This is a genomic window from Peribacillus sp. GL_122 (assembly GCF_057835005.1).
Genome location: NZ_CM174415.1, coordinates 2,892,984 through 2,911,408 on the forward strand (window position 1 = coordinate 2,892,984; position 18,425 = coordinate 2,911,408).

An 18,425-nucleotide genomic window follows, 5' to 3' on the forward strand; every position below is an offset into this window, starting at 1 on the left:
GTGAAAAAGCTACAAAAATGGCACCTCAGCTATTTTACTAAAGCACCTAGTTAAAGAAAGTATAAAGAATTTTAAGTATTACACCTGAAAAATCCCCTTTTAATACTTCTTTTTCATACTTTTCCTTTTTTATAAATCACTTGCCTCCTTGCTTCGCTAATCTCTTAAATATGAATATTAATTTGCTATTCATGTCAGCATTATTATTCCTTTAACCGCAATGAAATTGACAAATCCTCCAGCCGTACCGTTATTCTAATGCCATTTCGAGATCCTTCCATATATCTTCTACATCTTCAATTCCAACCGAAAAACGAACGAGTCCATCATAAAGACCTGCTTTTTCTCTTTCTTCTTTAGGGATTATCGCATGTGTCATCGAAGCTGGATGTTGAATTAATGTACCTACATCTCCTAGGGAAACTGCTAAAGTACTCAGTTTTACAGAATTCATAACTTTAACACCTGTTTCGTATCCCCCCTTCAAGACAAAAGAAATCATTGCTCCAGGACCTTTCATTTGTTTCTCCATGATATTTTTATCTTCAAAACTTGCTACCCCTGGAAAATAAACCTTCTCTATAGCCTTATGTTTTTCCAAGCGTTCAGCCAAAATTTGTGCATTTTCTTGTGAGCGGTCCATGCGAATGTGCAATGTACGTATCCCTTGAAAGAGAAGCCAGGCATCCATAGGGGCCAAATTTGCTCCCATAGTCTTCTGCACTTCTTTTCTCATCGGATCAATAATTTCCTTGCTGGAAATCACTAGTCCGCCAATAAGATATCCATGACCCGACAAATATTTTGTTGCACTGTGGACAACAATATCAATGCCGCATAGAATAGGATTTTGTAAATATGGGGACAAAAACGTATTATCAACAATAGTCAAGATACCCTTTTGCTTAGCGATCGCCGCTACACTCTTCATATCCACTAAGGAAAGCGTGGGATTAGAAGGAGTTTCAAAGTAGACCACTTTAGTTCTATCTGTAATGTGTGGTTCAAGCTCTTCCCCTGTCTTAAACGGTACAAATGTTACATCAATTCCAAATTTCTTTACTGTTTTGGATAGAAATGCGTGCGTCGCCCCATACAACGCTGTGTGTGCAACAACGTGATCTCCTGCCTGCAAAACACCCAAAAGGCAGCCAGTTATAGCAGCCATTCCAGATGAGAAAGCCAAACAACCTTCACCAAATTCCAATGCCGCTACCTTCTCTTCCAGTTCTCTTACATTAGGATTTCCCAGGCGTGAATACATAAATCCTGGATCTTCTCCTGCGAAGCGTTGTGCTCCTACTTCTGCATTATCAAAAACAAATGTTGAAGTCATATAAACAGGAGAGATGTGTGAGCCATGCCCTGGATCTTTATTTACTTTTACTAGCTTTGATGAATAGTTCATTATTATTATGCCTCCTAATTTTAGTAATCTGGAATGCTGCCGTTTTTATTTCTTCCCATTAGTTGTATGCAAATCTTTATATGCAAAAATTATGCCAATTCTGTAAACCTTATAAAATCTACAGTTTTAATATTAAAATTCTTTATTTATTTTCATTTTTGGCAAGGTGCACTGCAAAACATAGTAATTATCGAAATTACCAATTTAGCAATATTGATAATATTTTTCTAAAATTGAAAAGAATTTAGCTACCCTTCTAACTTCTTGGTATTTCATTTTGCAGACAAGTCACTGTTCCTTCTCCTGCACTACCTAAGAAAAGGAACCATGCTCAAATATCAGCATGGTCCATTGTTATTATTCTGTATTTTAAAAAACTACTCGCCTTTTGCATTAATGCGGGCTGCCTAATAATTTGCCGACTGCATAGATTTTTTCAAGAAGGCTCTTATCTAAAATATGGTTGCTTTTTTTGATTCGCTGATAAAAAAAGTTAAAATTTCCCACAATAAACTGATTGCGGCATGTATAATGATAGATAGAAAACTCACCATTGTATTGTAGCCAAACTGTTGAATAAAAAGGAGTGGCAATGTTGGAAAGGAAAAAAATCTTCTATTGGATCATCCCGATGCTATTAATTGTCTTTTTAGGAAATGCTGTGTACGCTACAGAACAACAAGAAACATCTAAAGTGAAACAATCTTCCGCTTTAAAGGAGCAATTCTACCTAGAAGATGTAGTAAAAATTTACGTACCATCTACATATAATGTTGACCAACCAATTGATAATACTCCATATGTTAACAAGTCGTTAGAAGAATTCTCAAGAATGTTTGGAGGAGCAACAGCGATCGATGGGACAGGATCGTGGTTATCTGATGATAATCAATTGGTCAAGGAGAAAGTAACGATTGTATATAGCTATGCAGAAGATTTGGATAAGAAAAAAATTAATCAAGTAGTTGCCTATGCCAAGTCTCTAAAGGAAGAGATGAAACAATCATCAGTGTCTCTTGAAGTAAATGGGAAGATGTATTTTATTGAATAACTGATGTAAGAAGCCTAGAGATTTTATATCTCAAGGCTTTTTAGTCTTTAAGAATAAGAGTTTATTGGTGAAATGAAAGTTCCAATAGGGTAAGCTGTCCGTTGTTTATAACGAAACATAGTTTTTACGTGAAAATTCCTGCTGTTATTCAATTATCTGGCCCAATTGTTGAACAAAGGTCAAACAGCACTCTTCAACTATCCTGCCCCGATAGTTCCATAAGAAAAAGCTGCCTTAGAGACAGCTCCGATCTTCAGCTAACGCACCCGTTTGTTGAAGATGATTATTATCGGTAATTATTGTGAACAGGGTTAAACAATTCTTCATAAGAATTTCTAACAAGTGAAAAATTGTCTACATTATAGTGACCGTGAAGGGTTTCATTGTGATGAAGGATTATTTGTTTTGCAGATAAGTTTTTGGAATCAGAAGTAGAATGTCCATCACCAACTAATGTCACATCAAAATGATTGATTGTTGCTGTTCTAACAGCTGTATCAATACAATGTTCCGTCTTACATCCCATTATTACAATATGATCTACATTGTTTTTACTTAAATGTTCGAGTAATGGAGTGCCATAAAATGAATTTGTGGCAGCTTTATCAAATATGATAGCAGTTGATGGTACTTTAATATCCCTGTGTATCTGGAATCCAGGTCCTTCTCCTTTTGAAACATCTAAATCTCTTATAAAAACAACGGAGATACTTTCATTTATCGCTTTTTCAATTACAGTATTAATGTTATTAACGATTTTTTCTTTCTCAAAGACTCCTTGTTCTTCTTTATTACCTTCTATTAATTCCTGTTGAGCATCGATTATCAGTAATGTTTGTTTCAATATTTTCCCCCCTAAAGTTATTAGCAGTTAGTTTTTCCCTGTTTTTCATTAAATATCAGATAGTATTTTAAGCACTTCTTACTAAGCTCTTTATATTTTCGTCAAAAGATTTACTAATACCTTCTTGAACTATCCTGCCCCTTTAGTTCCATAAAGAAAAAGCTGCCTTAAAGACAGCTCCGATCTTCAGCTAACGCACCTGTTAGTATGGTGCGATTCTTATAAAAGAATCGCGCGTTTAATGGAAGCAAATTCATTTTTTGTTCATAATCTGCTTAACTACTTATGGAGACGTTATATAAGAATATATCAATCATTAAGATCTATGTTGCTTTTCTTACGTTAATAGAGAGCATTCTAAATAACAAAATAGATGCAATCAATGCGATGATCCCATTAATAAGGAATGAAACTTCAGCGCCAAATATCTGCCATAACAAACCTGTAAGCAAAGAAGCCGGAAATAGACCAATCCCCGTAATCATAGCATATAAACCAAGTGCAGTTCCTTTACTTTCTGGATTGGATATATCAGCAACCAGCGCCTTTTCGACCCCTTTAGTAAAAGCTGAATACAGCCCATATAATGTAAATAGACCGATTAAACCAATCGTTGTATTTACTTCCGCAAAACCAATATATACAAATCCATATAACGCATATCCTACAGTTAGTATACCCCTTCGTCCGTACCGATCTGAAAACGCTCCGGAAATATATGAAAATAAAGACGCAGTAAGGTGAAAGAGTAGATATAATAATAGAACATTGGCAGTAGAAACTCCTAAATCTGCTGCTCTTAGTAAAAGAAACGAATTTGATGAATTCACAATAGTAAAGAGAAAAACAATAAACAATAATTTTTTCACATTCGGATTTAGAAGTTTCACGTCAAGTTTAGGTTTCGTGGTAGGCGGCATTTCTTTAACTATTGGTTCATACTTTCTTTCCTTTATGCCCAATAACAGTAACCAACCAATAATTACAGGGATTAAAGAATACAGGAAAACATCATGAATGTTTTGATTTCCATTCATCTGTAATATGAAATAAGCAGTTCCAATCCCGATAGAAGCACCCAACATATCCATCATTTGATGTAATCCGAAAACTCTTCCTTGTTTATTTTTTCCTCCAGACTCAGATATAAGAGCATCTCTTGGAGCCGTTCGTATCCCTTTTCCCGTACGATCTATCAGTTTCCATATGAAAACGCCGACCCAGGAACTTGAAATAATCAAAGATATTCTTCCTAAACCTGATAAGCCATAACCAATCAAAGCAAACCCTTTTCTATTTTTCAAACGATCCGAACGACGACCAGAGAAAAATTTCAAAAAACTTGCCAAGGTTTCTGATAAACCATCTACAATCCCAATAATTAAAGGGCCTGACGAAGCAAGAATAATTGGTATTAAAGGAGTCACCATATAGGTGCCCATATCTGTAAAAAAACTAACGAAGCTTAATATCCAAATGTTGCTGTTTTTCAATTCGAAACCGCCCCTTAAATATAAATTGCTGATGATCAACTCTGGTAATGAACTAAATCACCCGTTAGTTCAAGTGAACCACTTCACAATAATGAACAATTTACAAATGAAGAAATATTAATAAAATTTCCCAATAAATGAAATTATATCATTTTATAAACTATAGAGTAAGAACCAAAATTTCTGAACGTTCAAAATATTTAAGTTTAATCATTGTTCTCCCCTTCCTTGTTTTTTTCATCATTTATTATGTTTTATTTCCTCTTCAACTAAAATGCCCGATACATTCCCTACTTCGAGTGTTATTGAACAATCGCCTTAATCATATCTTCGTCTTTAACCAACTTTATTTAATGCAACATCTTTATTGTCATTAACATTATCAGGTCTTTTGAATCGGTCACCATCTTCCTATTTAAATATTATTTGGTAAAAAATGTAGGTTGATAGCATTATTTGATTTGGAATGTATTGTAAAACATTTTATTTTGTAGTAATCTATCAGCGATTTAAATCGCACCGACCTAATAGCGCACTAGTCCATGGGTAATAAACAGCTGTTACTATTTCAATAAGGGAGGAATTGTAATGTCCAGGTTACACAAGCAATTATTTTCAATTGTCCTTGTCATGCTTTTGACCCTTGGCATCTTTGCACCTGTACAGACACAGGCAACTTCAGAAGGTGGAGGATACTGGGTCCCAGACGGCAAGATCAAGAAGGCAACCGAACTGATGAAGCAAGGTAAATCCCTCGGGGAGCTCGAAATCAAACAAGATCAAATCCAGCAAAAAGAAGGCATTCAGACATTAGATGAATTGATGGAAGTAGACCAGCAAAGTAAAGCGACATACAGAGCGAACTTGGCACCTCCGATCAAGACGGCGGTCGGATGGGTACCCCCGGAATTTGACTATGATCATATCCAGACTATAGATGAATGCCGGAGAAGTCCTGACAGCAGTTCAGAAACAGGGTATATCAAGAACCGTTATTCCTTCTGTTGGTCCCATGTTGCGACATATCAAGTCCCTGTAAAATGCATCGGAGGAATCTGTATAAACGCAGGAGTTCAATTTCAATTCACGGAAATAGGTTATGGTTCCAACCAAAGCCGGAACATGAGAATCTATTATACACTTGATGATATCATCGTGACCGATCCAGCTTTAAATGGAGCCAAGTTGAAAATCGATATGGTATGTGAATCGAAATTGAACGCAGGTGACTGTAAAGAGGATCCCGACTATCCACCGACGGAACGAACGATCGCCCACTGGAAAAACACGAACTTCGATACAGAAATCTTCACCTCAGAAGCGCCCCCAGCAACTGATTCAAATCCTGACCAGTTGGGATACATGGAATTTTGGCCGAAACTCACCCTTACCCATTCAGCAAGGAAATACAAAAAAAGCATAGATGGCATTAAACAGACCGTCCGTTATGACTCTGCAAAATACATGTTCGCTTTCCCAGATCAATATTTCTGGCAAGGAGCCGTATTCAGCAAAGCCACACCGGTCTTCAATGTCCCGATCACGAAACCGGAATTCGAAATGCTAACTGAAGCCGGCCAGCATTGGAAGGACGCTATGGACCACCCAGAACAGACAAAGCCTCAAATGGTTGGAAAGAAAATACCGGGAGCTGTAGGAGACAGCACACTGACACGGATGTATACAAAACGTCATCAGGAGGAATACAACCGTAATAGAAACAAGACAAGAAGGATTTGTGACCGGGAGTTCGGAGATGAGGATCGGACAGGAAAGCAGTGTGACGAATATCCTTTCGCTTCCACCTGGGAAGGTTCATCGACGAACGGATCGGATAATTTTTCTGTAAGAATGATTTCCGCTGATTCGAACGGTGCTGCAGGGACATGGCTCGGTGCCTGGTACGCCTATGACCGGATTCTGGATGGAGATGCTTTTAATGTGGAGGTCGAAGCTCCTGAGAAAATCGCGACGATCCAATCGGAAGGTCAGCCTCAGGACGGCCAGGATAACCGATCAAGTGATAACTTCACGATCGGGAACATCCCTACTTACGCGACCAAGTTACAATGGAAAATCGTCGACGGTCCTAAAGATGCAAAATTCGATGTCATGAAAGACATCAGCTTCGGTATCGACGAAACGATCTTCTATGACCTTACAGACGGGTCCGAGTCAGAAATCAAAACGAGTGAAGATTTCTACATCGCCAGACCGGAAAACACCGATGGAGAAAGCTTCACTGTCGAAGTCTATGCAATCCCTTAATAATAGAAGGTTAGTTGAATAAAAGACCAAGGCTAGTCAAAAGAGCTTGGAGACTCCTATCTAAGCTCTTTTGACTAGGTATTTATAGTGACTACTTCCACCATATCCCCGATAACGAAATAAACAAAAATGTATTATTCACAGATAACATTCCAATTAATTTTTAAAAGACTTCTTCAATGTTAAGCATCCTATTATTCTCAACACGCATTTTTGCATTTTCAAGCGAGTTAACAACACTTCTTAATTAATATCTGTATTAATTCTCTTCTACATTTATATCTCCTTTAGTTCTTGTTTCACTAATCTGATACGTTGTTTTTTCACAGCTACCACTTTTTCCCCCTTAATGACAACTTTATTTCTTGTTTTTTCCTCCTTTGTATCCTTTTAAGAGAAAGAAGTATGTATTACAATATATCAATAGTGATAAAATGGAATTTTAGTTAATGATTACATATCACTAATAGGGGGATAAGTAGGGGAATTTTCTGTAATTCACAGCAGTTATCATTTGAATCGTAATCATGGTAGTAACAATCTGCTTGTCGTTAAAATTTGAAAGAACCTTATTGCATATTAAATAAGGCCGCCCATAAGGAAAAACTTAAAAAATTAATTTTATCAGGTCATTATACAATCTTATGTATTAAGTTTGTGATCATTTTTTTGAAAATTATTTCTTTTTTAAAGTAAAATTTTGTTCTTTCATGGAGGTTCTAATTTGGCTACTAGAGTACCATTTTCATTTATATTAGTTATTGGTTTAATGTTATTTGCTCTATTTTTTGGGGCAGGAAATTTAATTTTTCCACCAATGCTTGGTCAATCAGCAGGAATGAATATTTGGTCAGCAAATGCAGGGTTTTTAATAACAGGAGTTGGCTTACCGTTACTTGGTGTGTTAGCACTTGGTTTTTCGGGGAAAGATGATTTACAGTCGTTAGCAAGTCGGGTACATCCTGTATTTGGTATTGTATTCACAACCGTTCTTTATTTAGCCATTGGTCCTTTATTTGCTTTGCCTAGATCAGGAAACGTTTCTTTTGAAATCGGTGTAAAACCTTTTTTGTCGGAAAATTCAGGCCCTCTACCTTTACTTATTTTCACAATCATCTTTTTTAGTATTACGTGCCTTTTTTCGATCAATCCCGCGAAAGTTGTCGGAATTGTCGGGAAAATATTAACACCAATCAAGATAACGTTCATTGGAATCCTCGTAGTAGTTGCTTTTAATCATCCAATCGGAGATTTTCAATCACCTATTAAGAATTATTCAGTTCAACCATTTTTTAATGGGTTTAGAGAAGGTTATTTAACAATGGATACGCTTGCATCTTTTGTTTTTGGCATCATCATCATTAATGCCATTAAAGAAAAAGGTGCTAAAACAAAAAAACAAATTATGGTTGTTTGTGCAAAAGCAACTGGAATTGCTGCCTTTTTCCTGGCAACCATGTATTCAGCTCTTTCTTATATGGGTGCTTCAAGTGTAGAAAAACTTGGGCACCTGGAAAATGGAGGTACCATCTTAGCAAAAGTCTCGGATTATTATTTTGGAGCTTATGGCGGGATATTATTAGGATTAATGATTACAGTAGCTTGTTTAACAACAAGCGTAGGACTTGTTACATCTTGTTCTTCATTCTTCCATAAACTATTTCCAAAGGTACCTTACAAAACAATTGCTATAAGTTTATCTATTTTTAGTGCAATAGTTGCCAATATTGGGCTAACACAGTTAATTGCTGTTTCTGTTCCTCTCTTAACAGCTATTTATCCATTAGCCATTGTATTAATTTTCTTGACATTTTTTCATTCTTTATTTAGAGGGAAAGCTGAAGTGTATCAAGGAAGCTTACTTTTAACATTTATAATTAGTTTATTTGATGGATTAAATCGAGCTGGTATACACTTTTCATCCATTAATAATTTTTTTAATGAAATTCTTCCTATGTACGATGTCGGACTAGGGTGGATTATTCCAGCAATTGTTGGAGGATTTATAGGGTTTAGCAGTAGCATACTACGAGGGAAATTCGGTCTTAATCCCCCAACTAGTAGTTAAATAAATATTAAAATAAGGTCAACCATTTCTGGTTGACCTTTTAGTCCGTTCTTGAAGGGTCACCATAACAATCATTTTAGAATCAATCTACTAAAAAAGGCAACTTTACGTAACCTTTTTTAGTACAATCATATTCTATTTATTTTTTACTTTAAGGGCCTTAATTACTTCTTCTGTTGTCTCAGCAATAAGGTCGTCGTTATAATCAGCATCTTTTTTATCACGACTTGAAAGTACAGCAAGGACAATAGGGTCTCCTTTTGATGGCCAAATGATCGAAATGTCATTTCGCGTACCATATGATCCTGCTCCAGTCTTATCAGCCACTACCCAACCTTTCGGCACTCCAGCACGAATTAACGCATCTCCAGTAGTATTTCTCTTCATCCAATCTATTAAAAGTTCACGTTTCTCAGTTGGAAGTGTATCTCCCAATGTAAAATCCTGAAGACTAGTAGCAAGTGCTCTTGGTGTACTCGTATCATGAGTTTCACCAGGATTAACTTCATTTAAATCTGGCTCAAATCGCTCAGGGTTGGTAACATTATCCCCGATTTCCTCCAATGCCTTTTTAAATCCAGTCGGTCCCCCCAGTTGTTTAAGAATAAGGTTTCCAGCAGTATTGTCACTGTATCGAAGAGAAGCATCAGAAAGCTCCTTAAGAGTCATCCCCGTATCAACATGCTTTTCTGTAATCGGATTATAATTAACAAGATCTTCACGTGTATAGGTAATTCTTTGATTAAGTTCTTCTATTGATTTCTGTTGTAAAAGTGCTCCTACAGCTAGAGCCTTATGAGTAGATGCATAAGCAAAACGCTCATCTGGATGATAGGTTACTGTTTGGTTTGTACCAGTATCCAACGCAAAGACACCAAGTTTAGCATCAAATTTTTCTTCAAGCTTAGCAAAGTGATGATTATTGGCAGTTGATTGTTTTTTAGGTTTAGTTAATTCAGCATTAACGTTATTGTTTGAACAACCTACAAGCGTTGCACATGAAAGAAATAGAACAGGTACAATTTTTCTGAATGCGGAAGTACTAAAAATGTTGCTCAATGATTTCATAAGATTCAACCTCTTTCTAAAAAATATTTAGTATGTATTCTCCTGGGATAGCAGCCGGATCTTTAACACTTGCACCCTATCTTTTGTTCATGATGTAGACCTCCTGATTTTGATTAGACTCTTGTGTACGAATTGAAAAAACCAAGGAGTTTTAACAGATTACATTTGTAGTCTTATTACATCTGTAGTACAGTATTACATATGTAATCAAATAAAGTCAATTCTTTATTTTTTCACCCTCAAGCCACTATAAATATGCTATATACCTTTTTTAAAAATTTAAAAGTCAAGAGAGTTGGTATTGAAGTACATGTTTTTAACTCATTTTATAATAGGTCTATTGGTGTCTTCATTTTCCGTTGCTGTTATTCTACTTATACGAAAATGGTTTGGAAGACAATTAACAGCAAAATGGTACTATCATTTGTGGATGTTTCTTTTTATGGCTTTAGCACTTCCATTCATACCTACTGATTTATATAATTTTAGTACTCTCTTTAGCGGTGGGGATTCATATCAGACTAATGCACCCAGCTCTAATATGAACATAACTGGAACTGATATGATGCAAGGCCTCCACCTAATACAAGACTTTTCTGTATCGGTCAATCGGCCGGACCTGTCCTTACTTAATATTGGAGTGATGGGTTTTTGGATGTCAGGGATGCTTTTATTTACCTTTACTATGGTTCGTGGATGGCTCACACTTAGAAGGATAAAGAATTATTCTTCTCCGTTTTCCAATCAAGAAGTTCTCGTGCTTTTCGAAGAATGCAAGAAAAAACTGCAGATTAAAAAATCAATAAAGATTGTTATTTCGAAAAGAGTCCAGTCTCCAATGATATTCGGACTTTTTCAAACATATATCGTCTTACCTTCCCAGTATGAAAACTGGCTTAGCTTGAAAAATTACGAGTATATCTTTCTTCATGAACTGAGTCACTATAAAAACAAGGATTTGCTGACTAATTACGTGATATTGTTCTATCAAATCATTTATTGGTTTAATCCCCTTGTCTGGCTTGCTTTTAGAGAAATGAGATTGGATCGGGAAATCGCATGTGATACATCTGTTTTACAGTTAATAGATGATCATTCATTTAGTGAATATGGAAATACAATCATTAATTTTTTGGATCTTTCAAAACGGTCAAGTAAGCTACAGATAGTGACACATTTAAACGGTTCGAAGCTTCAAATCAAAAAACGAATTGAACGAATTTCTGCCTATAAACATTCCACAAAAAAATCAATAAGAAAAAGCGTCTTTATTTATGTGTTGGCCAGTATCATTTTGACAATCCAATTACCTTTCGTTTCCGCATTTGCGACGGAAAATGACCGATACTATTTTAATAATGATGGAGTGGTTTTTGAGGATTTACATCAATTCTTTAAAGGGTATGAAGGAAGCTTTGTTTTATATAATCATGACGCACAGCAATATCGCATTTATAATGAAGAGAAAAGTACGTTGCGGGTATCACCTGATTCCACCTATAAAATCTATAGTGCCTTATTTGCACTACAATCAAATGTGATATCACCCGAAGAATCCACCCTTTCCTGGGATGGGACTAAGCAACCCTATGACGCTTGGAATATGGATCAGGATGTCTCATCTGCTTTACAAAATTCTGTAAACTGGTATTTCCAGGAATTAGATCGTAGAACAGGATTTGAAACAATCCAATCCAATCTACAAGCGATAAACTATGGAAATTCCGATGTATCTGGGGAATTGGGTGAATTCTGGCTCGAATCCTCATTGAAAATTTCTCCAGTCGAGCAAGTCCAACTGCTGCAAGCCTTTTATTACAATCAATTGGGATATAATGAAATGCATATCCAAGCTGTAAAGAAAGCACTACGCTTAGAAAAGAGTGAGGAAGCTCGCCTATCAGGAAAAACAGGTACAGGAACAGTGAATGGAAAAAACATCAATGGCTGGTTTATCGGGTATGTAGAGACGAAGAACAATACTTATTTCTTTGCTACCAATATTCAAAATGAAGATGATTCCTCTGGAAGCAAGGCGGGAGAAATTACTTTATCAATTTTAAAAGATTTAGGACTCTATAAAGAAAACGGAGGGGAGAAAAATGGAGAAAAACATTCCTAGCATATCAGAATCAGAATGGGAAATCATGAACGTGCTTTGGGATAAAGCCCCTCAAACAGCAAATGACATCATAGGTTCCTTACAGGAGAGTACCCATTGGAAGCCGAAAACCATACGCACTCTTCTCGATCGATTGGTTCAAAAAGATGTAGTAGGTGTCAATAAAAATCTAAGAGTTTACACCTTTTACCCGCTCTATACACAGGAAGAGTGCCAGCGTGCCGAGACTGAATCATTTATCAACCGTATCTATGGAGGTACACTGAAATCCATGCTTGTCCAATTCATTCAGGAAGATACCCTATCTGATGATGATATCAATGAACTACGCTTTATTTTAAATAAGAAACCTAAAAAGTAATAATATTAAAAAAGCGATTTGGGATTTTTCCAAATCGCTTTTTTCCGTCGAAATAGCTGAGGACATATTTCTCATGTAATTACTAAACTCCCCCGTTTGTGCCATAAGAAAAAGGCAGCCCCAGCAACCTGCCTTATTGTAGAGTTGACACAAACTGTGAAATAATGAAATCTAAAAATTTATGAATATTTTTTTGTCCTGTAATAAATAAATAGACTGTTTATAAGTTGTGTAATAGCTCCTAGTCCTAAATAAACAAAACCAAATATGGAAACAGCCATTCCTTCAAAACCTCCTACAACTAAAAGGCCAGATACAAAATTAATAATGCCTAAAAAGATGAAAATAAGTGGACAAGCAATGGCTATTCTTTTTTTGTTCTTTGTAAGGGCTATTCCAAAAGTAACTAGAAGAATAAAGGTTATCAAGTAGCTAGTATAAGAAGAGAATATAATACCCATTAAATCACCTCTTTGGTAATGATTAGGTCAATAGCTAATTTTACCATTAAAATACAATTAGGTTATTTAAATACCAATAATTATTATTCTATTTTCATTATTTCGTATTTATGACACAGGACGAAGACACTACACTTAAAGAACCAACCTCCCTCAATAAACTAAACACAATCTCACGATTGCTCTAGAATTCTTAGGATTTCATAGTCATACCATTAACCGTTATCTATGTAAGCTCGGCATTACTCCTCAAGGATAGGGATTTATCGAAAAAAGTGTATGCTAAACTAGCCAATCATAGGAAAAAATTGGTTTAAGTAATGTTATGATCGCACTTTAGGATATCCACATGTCTCATGGAGGTCAACCCTCCCATGTCTCACAGAGTCGATGCTCCTACATTCCTTCGTTCAACCTTTCCATGAGGTGGATGTCGGTCATGCTGCCCCACAGGATCTAAGCCCTCACGTTAGTTGCTTTGCCGACTAATCCGTGCTTCACTTTTAAATAAGTGTTAATTAAATGACCGTGTAACCTTAAAATTTAATGAACTATGCGACTGTTTGATGGACTACAAATGTTGCCATATGAGGGATATCCTTTAACATCTTGTCTTCTTGAAACGTAAATTGTTTTTTACCGATTGAAAACAGAATTCGAATAAGCTTGTTACATAAGGCTATCAGAGATTGCATTTTCTTTAAGGGATTTTGAGAACGTGTTGTGTAATATATATGAAGAGCTTTAAAAGCCTTGTTCTTTGCCACCAGTATCATGGCTGCCCGGAATAAGAGAGCCCTCAATTTCTTTCGTCCCCGTTTGGTAATCTTGGTCTGACCTTTGTGCTTTCCGGATGTGTTTTCTTTTAAACTTAAACCTGCTAATTTTACGATTTGGCGAGGATGATGATAGTCTCTGAGGTCGCCGACCTCTGCGAAAAAACCTGCTACTGTATCTCGACCGATTCCTGACACCGCTAACATCTGTGTGACACCTGGGATATGGTCTAATAACTGATCTAATTCTTCGAATTTCATTTGAATAAAATCATACTTCTCTAGTAAAGCTCTCAACTCTAATTTCACCATAGCTGCCCCTTGACGAATACCAATCGAACGATTGGCTGCTTCTTTGAGTGCTCGTATCTTCTTTAAGCCTATACTGCGTTTTACCACTTGTCTTAAGGAAAGTAAGAGCTCTTCTTCCGTATAATTTACAAGTTCATGTGGCAAGGCTTCTAGCTTTAGAAAATGAATAGCTGCCTTGCCTTCCCAACTTTTGAACACTGTCAAAAATTCGGGAAAGTAACGATCAAGCCAGTTATGAACTTGTCCCTGAACGACCTGTAAGTCAACGTTGAGAAGATCGCGAAGTTTTTTGGCCACTCGGAGTTCTGCATAAATTCCTTGTGGAATTGTCGGTTCGGCGTATCTTCCGTCTTTGACTAATTGTGCGATGACTTTTGCATCTTTCACGTCATTCTTTGTAGGTGAATTATCGTCTAATTCTTTACTTCGTTTAACATGTAGTGGATTGACAGATACGAACTTAATATTATTCTCTTTTAGAAAATGAGCTAGATTTAACCAGTAGTGACCGGTTGGCTCCATGATTTAACTTACACTCTTTAACAAGTTGGTTAATCCAATCTAGAAACGAAAGAAATCCTGCATTCGTATTTTCAAAGAAACACGTTTTACCCAGTTCCAATCCTCTAAAATCCTGTGCTCTCGCGACATGATTGTGCTTGGCGATATCTACTCCGACAATTAAGGTTTCAGAAGTAATTTGAGTGATTTTATGATTTTGGTTATAATTCATTGTGAGACCTCCAAATAGATGTTTTGTCCTTTTTTAGCTGGCCAGCTTAGGACACATTCATCTTATCAAGAGGTCTTTTTTCATTCAAACCTCATTTTCAGTTATTACAGGAATGCTGCCCCGTAAGAAAAAGAGCTGCCTTAAAGACAGCTCCGATCTTCAGCTAACGCACCCGTTCGTATTATAAGGTCATCCAGAAAATATTTCTGGTTGACCCTTTTTTATATCGATATATGATAACCGTAGCCGGGGTAGAACGTCCGCACCCGTGGGATTTGATCCCGTCAACTAAACAGTTCGCCCCCTACTTGTAGAAACATGATTGAGGCTGGTTGGGACTATGATCTCGTATAACAAGCGAAGCTATGATACTACAAGAAGGAAATGGGGTACCGGTGACTTTATATTAGGAGGAGATAATTTATGAATCCAGTTGTTGGTCTGGATGTGGCAAAAGGGGAAATTCAGGTTCAAGCTTTCTTGGATAAAAAGCAGCCTTACAAAAAAAGCTTTAAAGTAGCACATACTCTTGAAGGGTTAGCTAGTCTTCTAGACTTTATTAGAGAAGTAGAAAATGTATCCGGGGGACGGCCTCCCATTGTATTAGAATCCACTGGACATTATCATACACCAGTTGTCCAGTTTTTCGAGGATATAGGGTACTTATTGATTATCGTAAATCCACTCATATCGTATCGAGCTAAGAGTTCTAGTTTACGCAAGGTAAAGACAGATGTTATTGACGCTCGTCATCTCTGCGAGCTGTATTATAAAGAGGACTTAGAGCCGTATAAACAGCGAGGAATCCAACTCTTAAACTTACGTAACCTTACAAGACAGCACGAAAATATTACAGGCCTGTTTGTACAAACTAAATTACAATTTCAAGCAATTCTGGATCAAGTGTTTCCTGAATACCGTGGGGTTTTTGGTGACTTACATTCATATGTTTCTTTACTAACCTTACAAACATTTCCTACATCACAAAAAATCCTGGATACTGGTGAAGAGACAATCGCCAAGAAAATAAAGGAATTATGTAAAAGTCGTTCGCAAAAATGGGCAGACAGTCAGGCAGAAAAACTGATGGCCGCCGCAGCTCAAAATCCATTTCAGAAAAACTTATATCATAGTCTGACCTTAAGCCTGGATATGTATATTAATATGCTTCTTGAATACAAAAAGCATCTATCCAAGCTTGAAGATGAGATAGATGCTTTAGCAAAAGGTATTGAAGAGTGTAAGATTATCCAATCGATCCCTGGTATCGGTGAAAAAATCGCTGCCACGATAATTTCTGAAATTGGGGAAATTGATCGGTTTAATCACCCTAAGAAACTGGTTGCATTTGCTGGAATCGATCCAAGTGTTTTTGAATCTGGTACATTCAAAGGTACTTTAAATCGGATTACCAAAAGAGGTTCTAGTAGGCTACGACACGCCTTGTATATGGCTGTAAAATGTGCCATTCGTGATTGTCGCAAAAAGAAAACGACAGATGAAATCATTCCTCGTAACAAGCGATTACGAGAGTTTTATGATAAGAAACGTGGGGAAGGAAAGCCCTTTAAAGTAGCCGTTATAGCATGTGCCAATAAATTCTTACATTGGATTTATGCACTTTTAAAAAGCAAATCGACTTTCCAAGATCTAGCCTAGTTTTAAAGTATAACTAAACAGCCCAAAACTTTCCAAACACAGAACCTTGGACGGTTATTTGGTATACGCAAATTTAGTATATCATGAAACTTTTTAAGTGTTTATTGAAAAATGTTGACAAACTATTGGCTGGTTTAGTTGAATTTCTTCACAAACTTATATTAGTTCGCAACTAAGATTTAAGAACATAATTGATAAATTCTGTTTTTGCTTTAGTGTACGCTTCACGATCATTGCTATATTTTTTTGCTAAATTTCTTTTAAGAATAGCGTATTCATCAATAAACTGCTGATTAGTCCGTAATAAATCACGAAAAAGTAGCTGATTATCCCACCGTTCTTCTCCCTCAAGTAAAATATGTAAATGTACTACTCGTTTGTCGTTAATTACTTTCACAAAGAATCTTTGCCAAGGTCGATTGTCCATGTTAGGTGGTACATAATTCCAGTCGTGATTAGCTAACAATGAAGATATTTCTTTTATTTTTTGAAATGAATCAATTTTAGCCATTAAATCAATGATTGGTTTAGCTGGTAAATTTGGAATAGATGTACTTCCATAATGTTGAATTTCCGTTATGCCGAAAGTTGAAAGAAGATTAAGAAGAAGTGCTTTTTCCTGATTACCTTTTTCTACCCACTTGGGATTTGGTTCGACAATGTCTATTGTCTCATTAGCCCAAACGGGCCATGTGGTTTCATCATGAATATCTTTCATTTTACTCTCCCTCAAGATTTTAATTTTTTCAGTTTCAGAAAAATCTTAGTACCTGCATTCTTTTACAAACCTGCCTCGATAAAAGAAAAAGCTGCCTTAAAGGCAGCTCCGATCTTCAGCTAACGCACCCGTTAGTTTAAGTACATTTTCTCACAAATAAGAAATACAAGCTGATTTTGTTGATTAAGCAATCATTAAATACAGCCACCGTATTTAAACACACGTTTTCTTTCGTGATAAAAACAAGAGGAGCTAATAAAACTCTTCTTTATTTTTTTTCATGAAAAGCTAAGTTTACAGCTAAGGCACCTAAAACAGATGCCATGAACCAACGTTGAATTTTAACCAAAAAAGGTCTTCTTCCAACCCAAACCGCGACCTGCCCAGCAAATAAAATAATTAGTAAATTTACAGCAAAGCTAACAAAAATTTGCACCGTTCCTAATTGAGCAGTTTGAACAAGCAGTGAACCACTTTTAGGATCCATAAATTGAGGTAAAAGTGAAACATACAAGACCGCAATTTTTGGATTAAACAAATTTGTCATAAGGCCCATAACATATAGTTTTTTTGGTGACTCTACGGCTAAATGCTGTGGCTCCAGGATGGAACTTGCTCCTGGTTTTATTGCATTCCAAGCTAACCACAACAAGTAGATAACACCTAACCATTTAATGATGTCATACATTACTGGAACTAATTCGAACAAGAAGGATAAGCCCAACATTGTAGCGATGATATAAATCAAAAAACCAGTAATTACTCCTAAAAGAGATATTATCCCGTCCCTTTTACCTTGCGAAATTGTTCTAGATATTAAATAAATCATATTAGGACCAGGTGAACAAACCATCCCTAAAGATACTAGAGCAAAAGCGCCTAATGTTCCTAATTCCATCATTAAATCGCCCCCCCTTTTCAATCATCACTATACAGGTTAAATAACGTAAATTTCTTCTAATGTACGGTCTCCTCTAAGGCACTTGATGAGGGAAATTCATCTTTATATTCTATAAAAGTCTTAATCATTAAATCCTGAATTAATGGTGCATCTGAAACTTCTGCAAAATATAATATCCCTCT

General features: G+C 36.3%; 13 protein-coding genes and 1 pseudogene. 6 read left to right on the forward strand and 8 right to left on the reverse strand.

Annotated elements, in window-relative coordinates:
- Window positions 1–250: 250 nt before the first annotated feature.
- Window positions 251–1,408 carry a trans-sulfuration enzyme family protein gene (locus tag AC3ISB_RS13895; RefSeq protein WP_480340500.1) on the reverse strand — a complete coding sequence of 386 codons (1,158 nt, stop codon included), beginning with the start codon at window positions 1,406–1,408 and terminating at the stop codon, window positions 251–253.
- Between the two features lie 592 nt (window positions 1,409–2,000).
- Between AC3ISB_RS13895 and AC3ISB_RS13900 the strand changes: the two genes are divergently transcribed.
- Window positions 2,001–2,459, forward strand: a complete 459-nt coding sequence (locus AC3ISB_RS13900) for a DUF3574 domain-containing protein (protein WP_489273553.1) — start codon at window positions 2,001–2,003, stop codon at window positions 2,457–2,459.
- A gap of 286 nt (window positions 2,460–2,745) precedes the next feature.
- Here the strand turns inward: AC3ISB_RS13900 and AC3ISB_RS13905 are convergent, their stop codons facing one another.
- Together AC3ISB_RS13905 and AC3ISB_RS13910 are read right to left on the reverse strand one after the other, a co-directional pair.
- On the reverse strand, window positions 2,746–3,303 hold the full coding sequence (locus AC3ISB_RS13905; RefSeq protein ID WP_480340499.1) for a cysteine hydrolase family protein: 558 nt from the start codon (window positions 3,301–3,303) through the stop codon (window positions 2,746–2,748).
- 323 nt (window positions 3,304–3,626) lie between these two features.
- Window positions 3,627–4,796 (reverse strand): MFS transporter, encoded by a 1,170-nt coding sequence (locus AC3ISB_RS13910; protein WP_286178864.1) that lies wholly within the window; start codon window positions 4,794–4,796, stop codon window positions 3,627–3,629.
- A gap of 588 nt (window positions 4,797–5,384) precedes the next feature.
- Between AC3ISB_RS13910 and AC3ISB_RS13915 the strand changes: the two genes are divergently transcribed.
- Window positions 5,385–7,064: a NucA/NucB deoxyribonuclease domain-containing protein gene (locus AC3ISB_RS13915; protein ID WP_489273554.1), complete on the forward strand. Its 1,680-nt coding sequence runs from the start codon at window positions 5,385–5,387 to the stop codon at window positions 7,062–7,064.
- Window positions 7,065–7,788: 724 nt separating this feature from the next.
- Window positions 7,789–9,132, forward strand: coding sequence for a branched-chain amino acid transport system II carrier protein (brnQ, locus tag AC3ISB_RS13920; RefSeq protein ID WP_489273555.1), 1,344 nt, complete (start codon window positions 7,789–7,791; stop codon window positions 9,130–9,132).
- A 135-nt stretch (window positions 9,133–9,267) separates the two neighbouring features.
- On the opposite strand, the gene bla is transcribed toward brnQ, so the two are convergent.
- Complete coding sequence (bla, locus tag AC3ISB_RS13925; protein WP_489273556.1) at window positions 9,268–10,200, reverse strand: class A beta-lactamase; 933 nt, start codon at window positions 10,198–10,200, stop codon at window positions 9,268–9,270.
- Between the two features lie 310 nt (window positions 10,201–10,510).
- On the opposite strand from bla, the gene AC3ISB_RS13930 reads away from it, so the two are divergent.
- A complete protein-coding gene (locus AC3ISB_RS13930; protein ID WP_489276934.1) occupies window positions 10,511–12,322 on the forward strand; it encodes a BlaR1 family beta-lactam sensor/signal transducer in 1,812 nt (603 codons plus the stop codon).
- Window positions 12,303–12,683, forward strand: a complete 381-nt coding sequence (gene blaI / locus AC3ISB_RS13935) for a penicillinase repressor BlaI (protein ID WP_098372414.1) — start codon at window positions 12,303–12,305, stop codon at window positions 12,681–12,683. Before AC3ISB_RS13930 ends, blaI begins: the two co-directional genes overlap by 20 nt.
- A gap of 179 nt (window positions 12,684–12,862) precedes the next feature.
- Here the strand turns inward: blaI and AC3ISB_RS13940 are convergent, their stop codons facing one another.
- Window positions 12,863–13,144 (reverse strand): YesK family protein, encoded by a 282-nt coding sequence (locus AC3ISB_RS13940; protein ID WP_480340496.1) that lies wholly within the window; start codon window positions 13,142–13,144, stop codon window positions 12,863–12,865.
- A 551-nt stretch (window positions 13,145–13,695) separates the two neighbouring features.
- Window positions 13,696–14,965, reverse strand: a pseudogene (locus AC3ISB_RS13945) (IS110 family RNA-guided transposase).
- 423 nt (window positions 14,966–15,388) lie between these two features.
- Between AC3ISB_RS13945 and AC3ISB_RS13950 the strand changes: the two are divergent.
- Entirely contained in the window at window positions 15,389–16,624 is a 1,236-nt protein-coding gene (locus AC3ISB_RS13950; RefSeq protein ID WP_489273557.1) for an IS110 family RNA-guided transposase, read from the forward strand.
- Between the two features lie 172 nt (window positions 16,625–16,796).
- On the opposite strand, the gene AC3ISB_RS13955 is transcribed toward AC3ISB_RS13950, so the two are convergent.
- Window positions 16,797–17,342 (reverse strand): GrpB family protein, encoded by a 546-nt coding sequence (locus AC3ISB_RS13955; protein WP_489273558.1) that lies wholly within the window; start codon window positions 17,340–17,342, stop codon window positions 16,797–16,799.
- Window positions 17,343–17,610: 268 nt separating this feature from the next.
- On the reverse strand, window positions 17,611–18,243 hold the full coding sequence (locus tag AC3ISB_RS13960) for a LysE family translocator (RefSeq protein ID WP_489273559.1): 633 nt from the start codon (window positions 18,241–18,243) through the stop codon (window positions 17,611–17,613).
- Window positions 18,244–18,425 lie beyond the last annotated feature (182 nt).

Coding starts and splice junctions, on each gene's coding strand:
- AC3ISB_RS13895 (WP_480340500.1), bottom strand. CDS start 1,408: ATGAACTATTCATCAAAGCTAGTAAAAGTAAATAAAGATCCAGGGCAT.
- AC3ISB_RS13900 (WP_489273553.1), top strand. CDS start 2,001: ATGTTGGAAAGGAAAAAAATCTTCTATTGGATCATCCCGATGCTATTA.
- AC3ISB_RS13915 (WP_489273554.1), top strand. CDS start 5,385: ATGTCCAGGTTACACAAGCAATTATTTTCAATTGTCCTTGTCATGCTT.
- bla (WP_489273556.1), bottom strand. CDS start 10,200: ATGAAATCATTGAGCAACATTTTTAGTACTTCCGCATTCAGAAAAATT.
- AC3ISB_RS13930 (WP_489276934.1), top strand. CDS start 10,511: ATGTTTTTAACTCATTTTATAATAGGTCTATTGGTGTCTTCATTTTCC.
- blaI (WP_098372414.1), top strand. CDS start 12,303: ATGGAGAAAAACATTCCTAGCATATCAGAATCAGAATGGGAAATCATG.
- AC3ISB_RS13940 (WP_480340496.1), bottom strand. CDS start 13,144: ATGGGTATTATATTCTCTTCTTATACTAGCTACTTGATAACCTTTATT.
- AC3ISB_RS13950 (WP_489273557.1), top strand. CDS start 15,389: ATGAATCCAGTTGTTGGTCTGGATGTGGCAAAAGGGGAAATTCAGGTT.
- AC3ISB_RS13955 (WP_489273558.1), bottom strand. CDS start 17,342: ATGAAAGATATTCATGATGAAACCACATGGCCCGTTTGGGCTAATGAG.
- AC3ISB_RS13960 (WP_489273559.1), bottom strand. CDS start 18,243: ATGATGGAATTAGGAACATTAGGCGCTTTTGCTCTAGTATCTTTAGGG.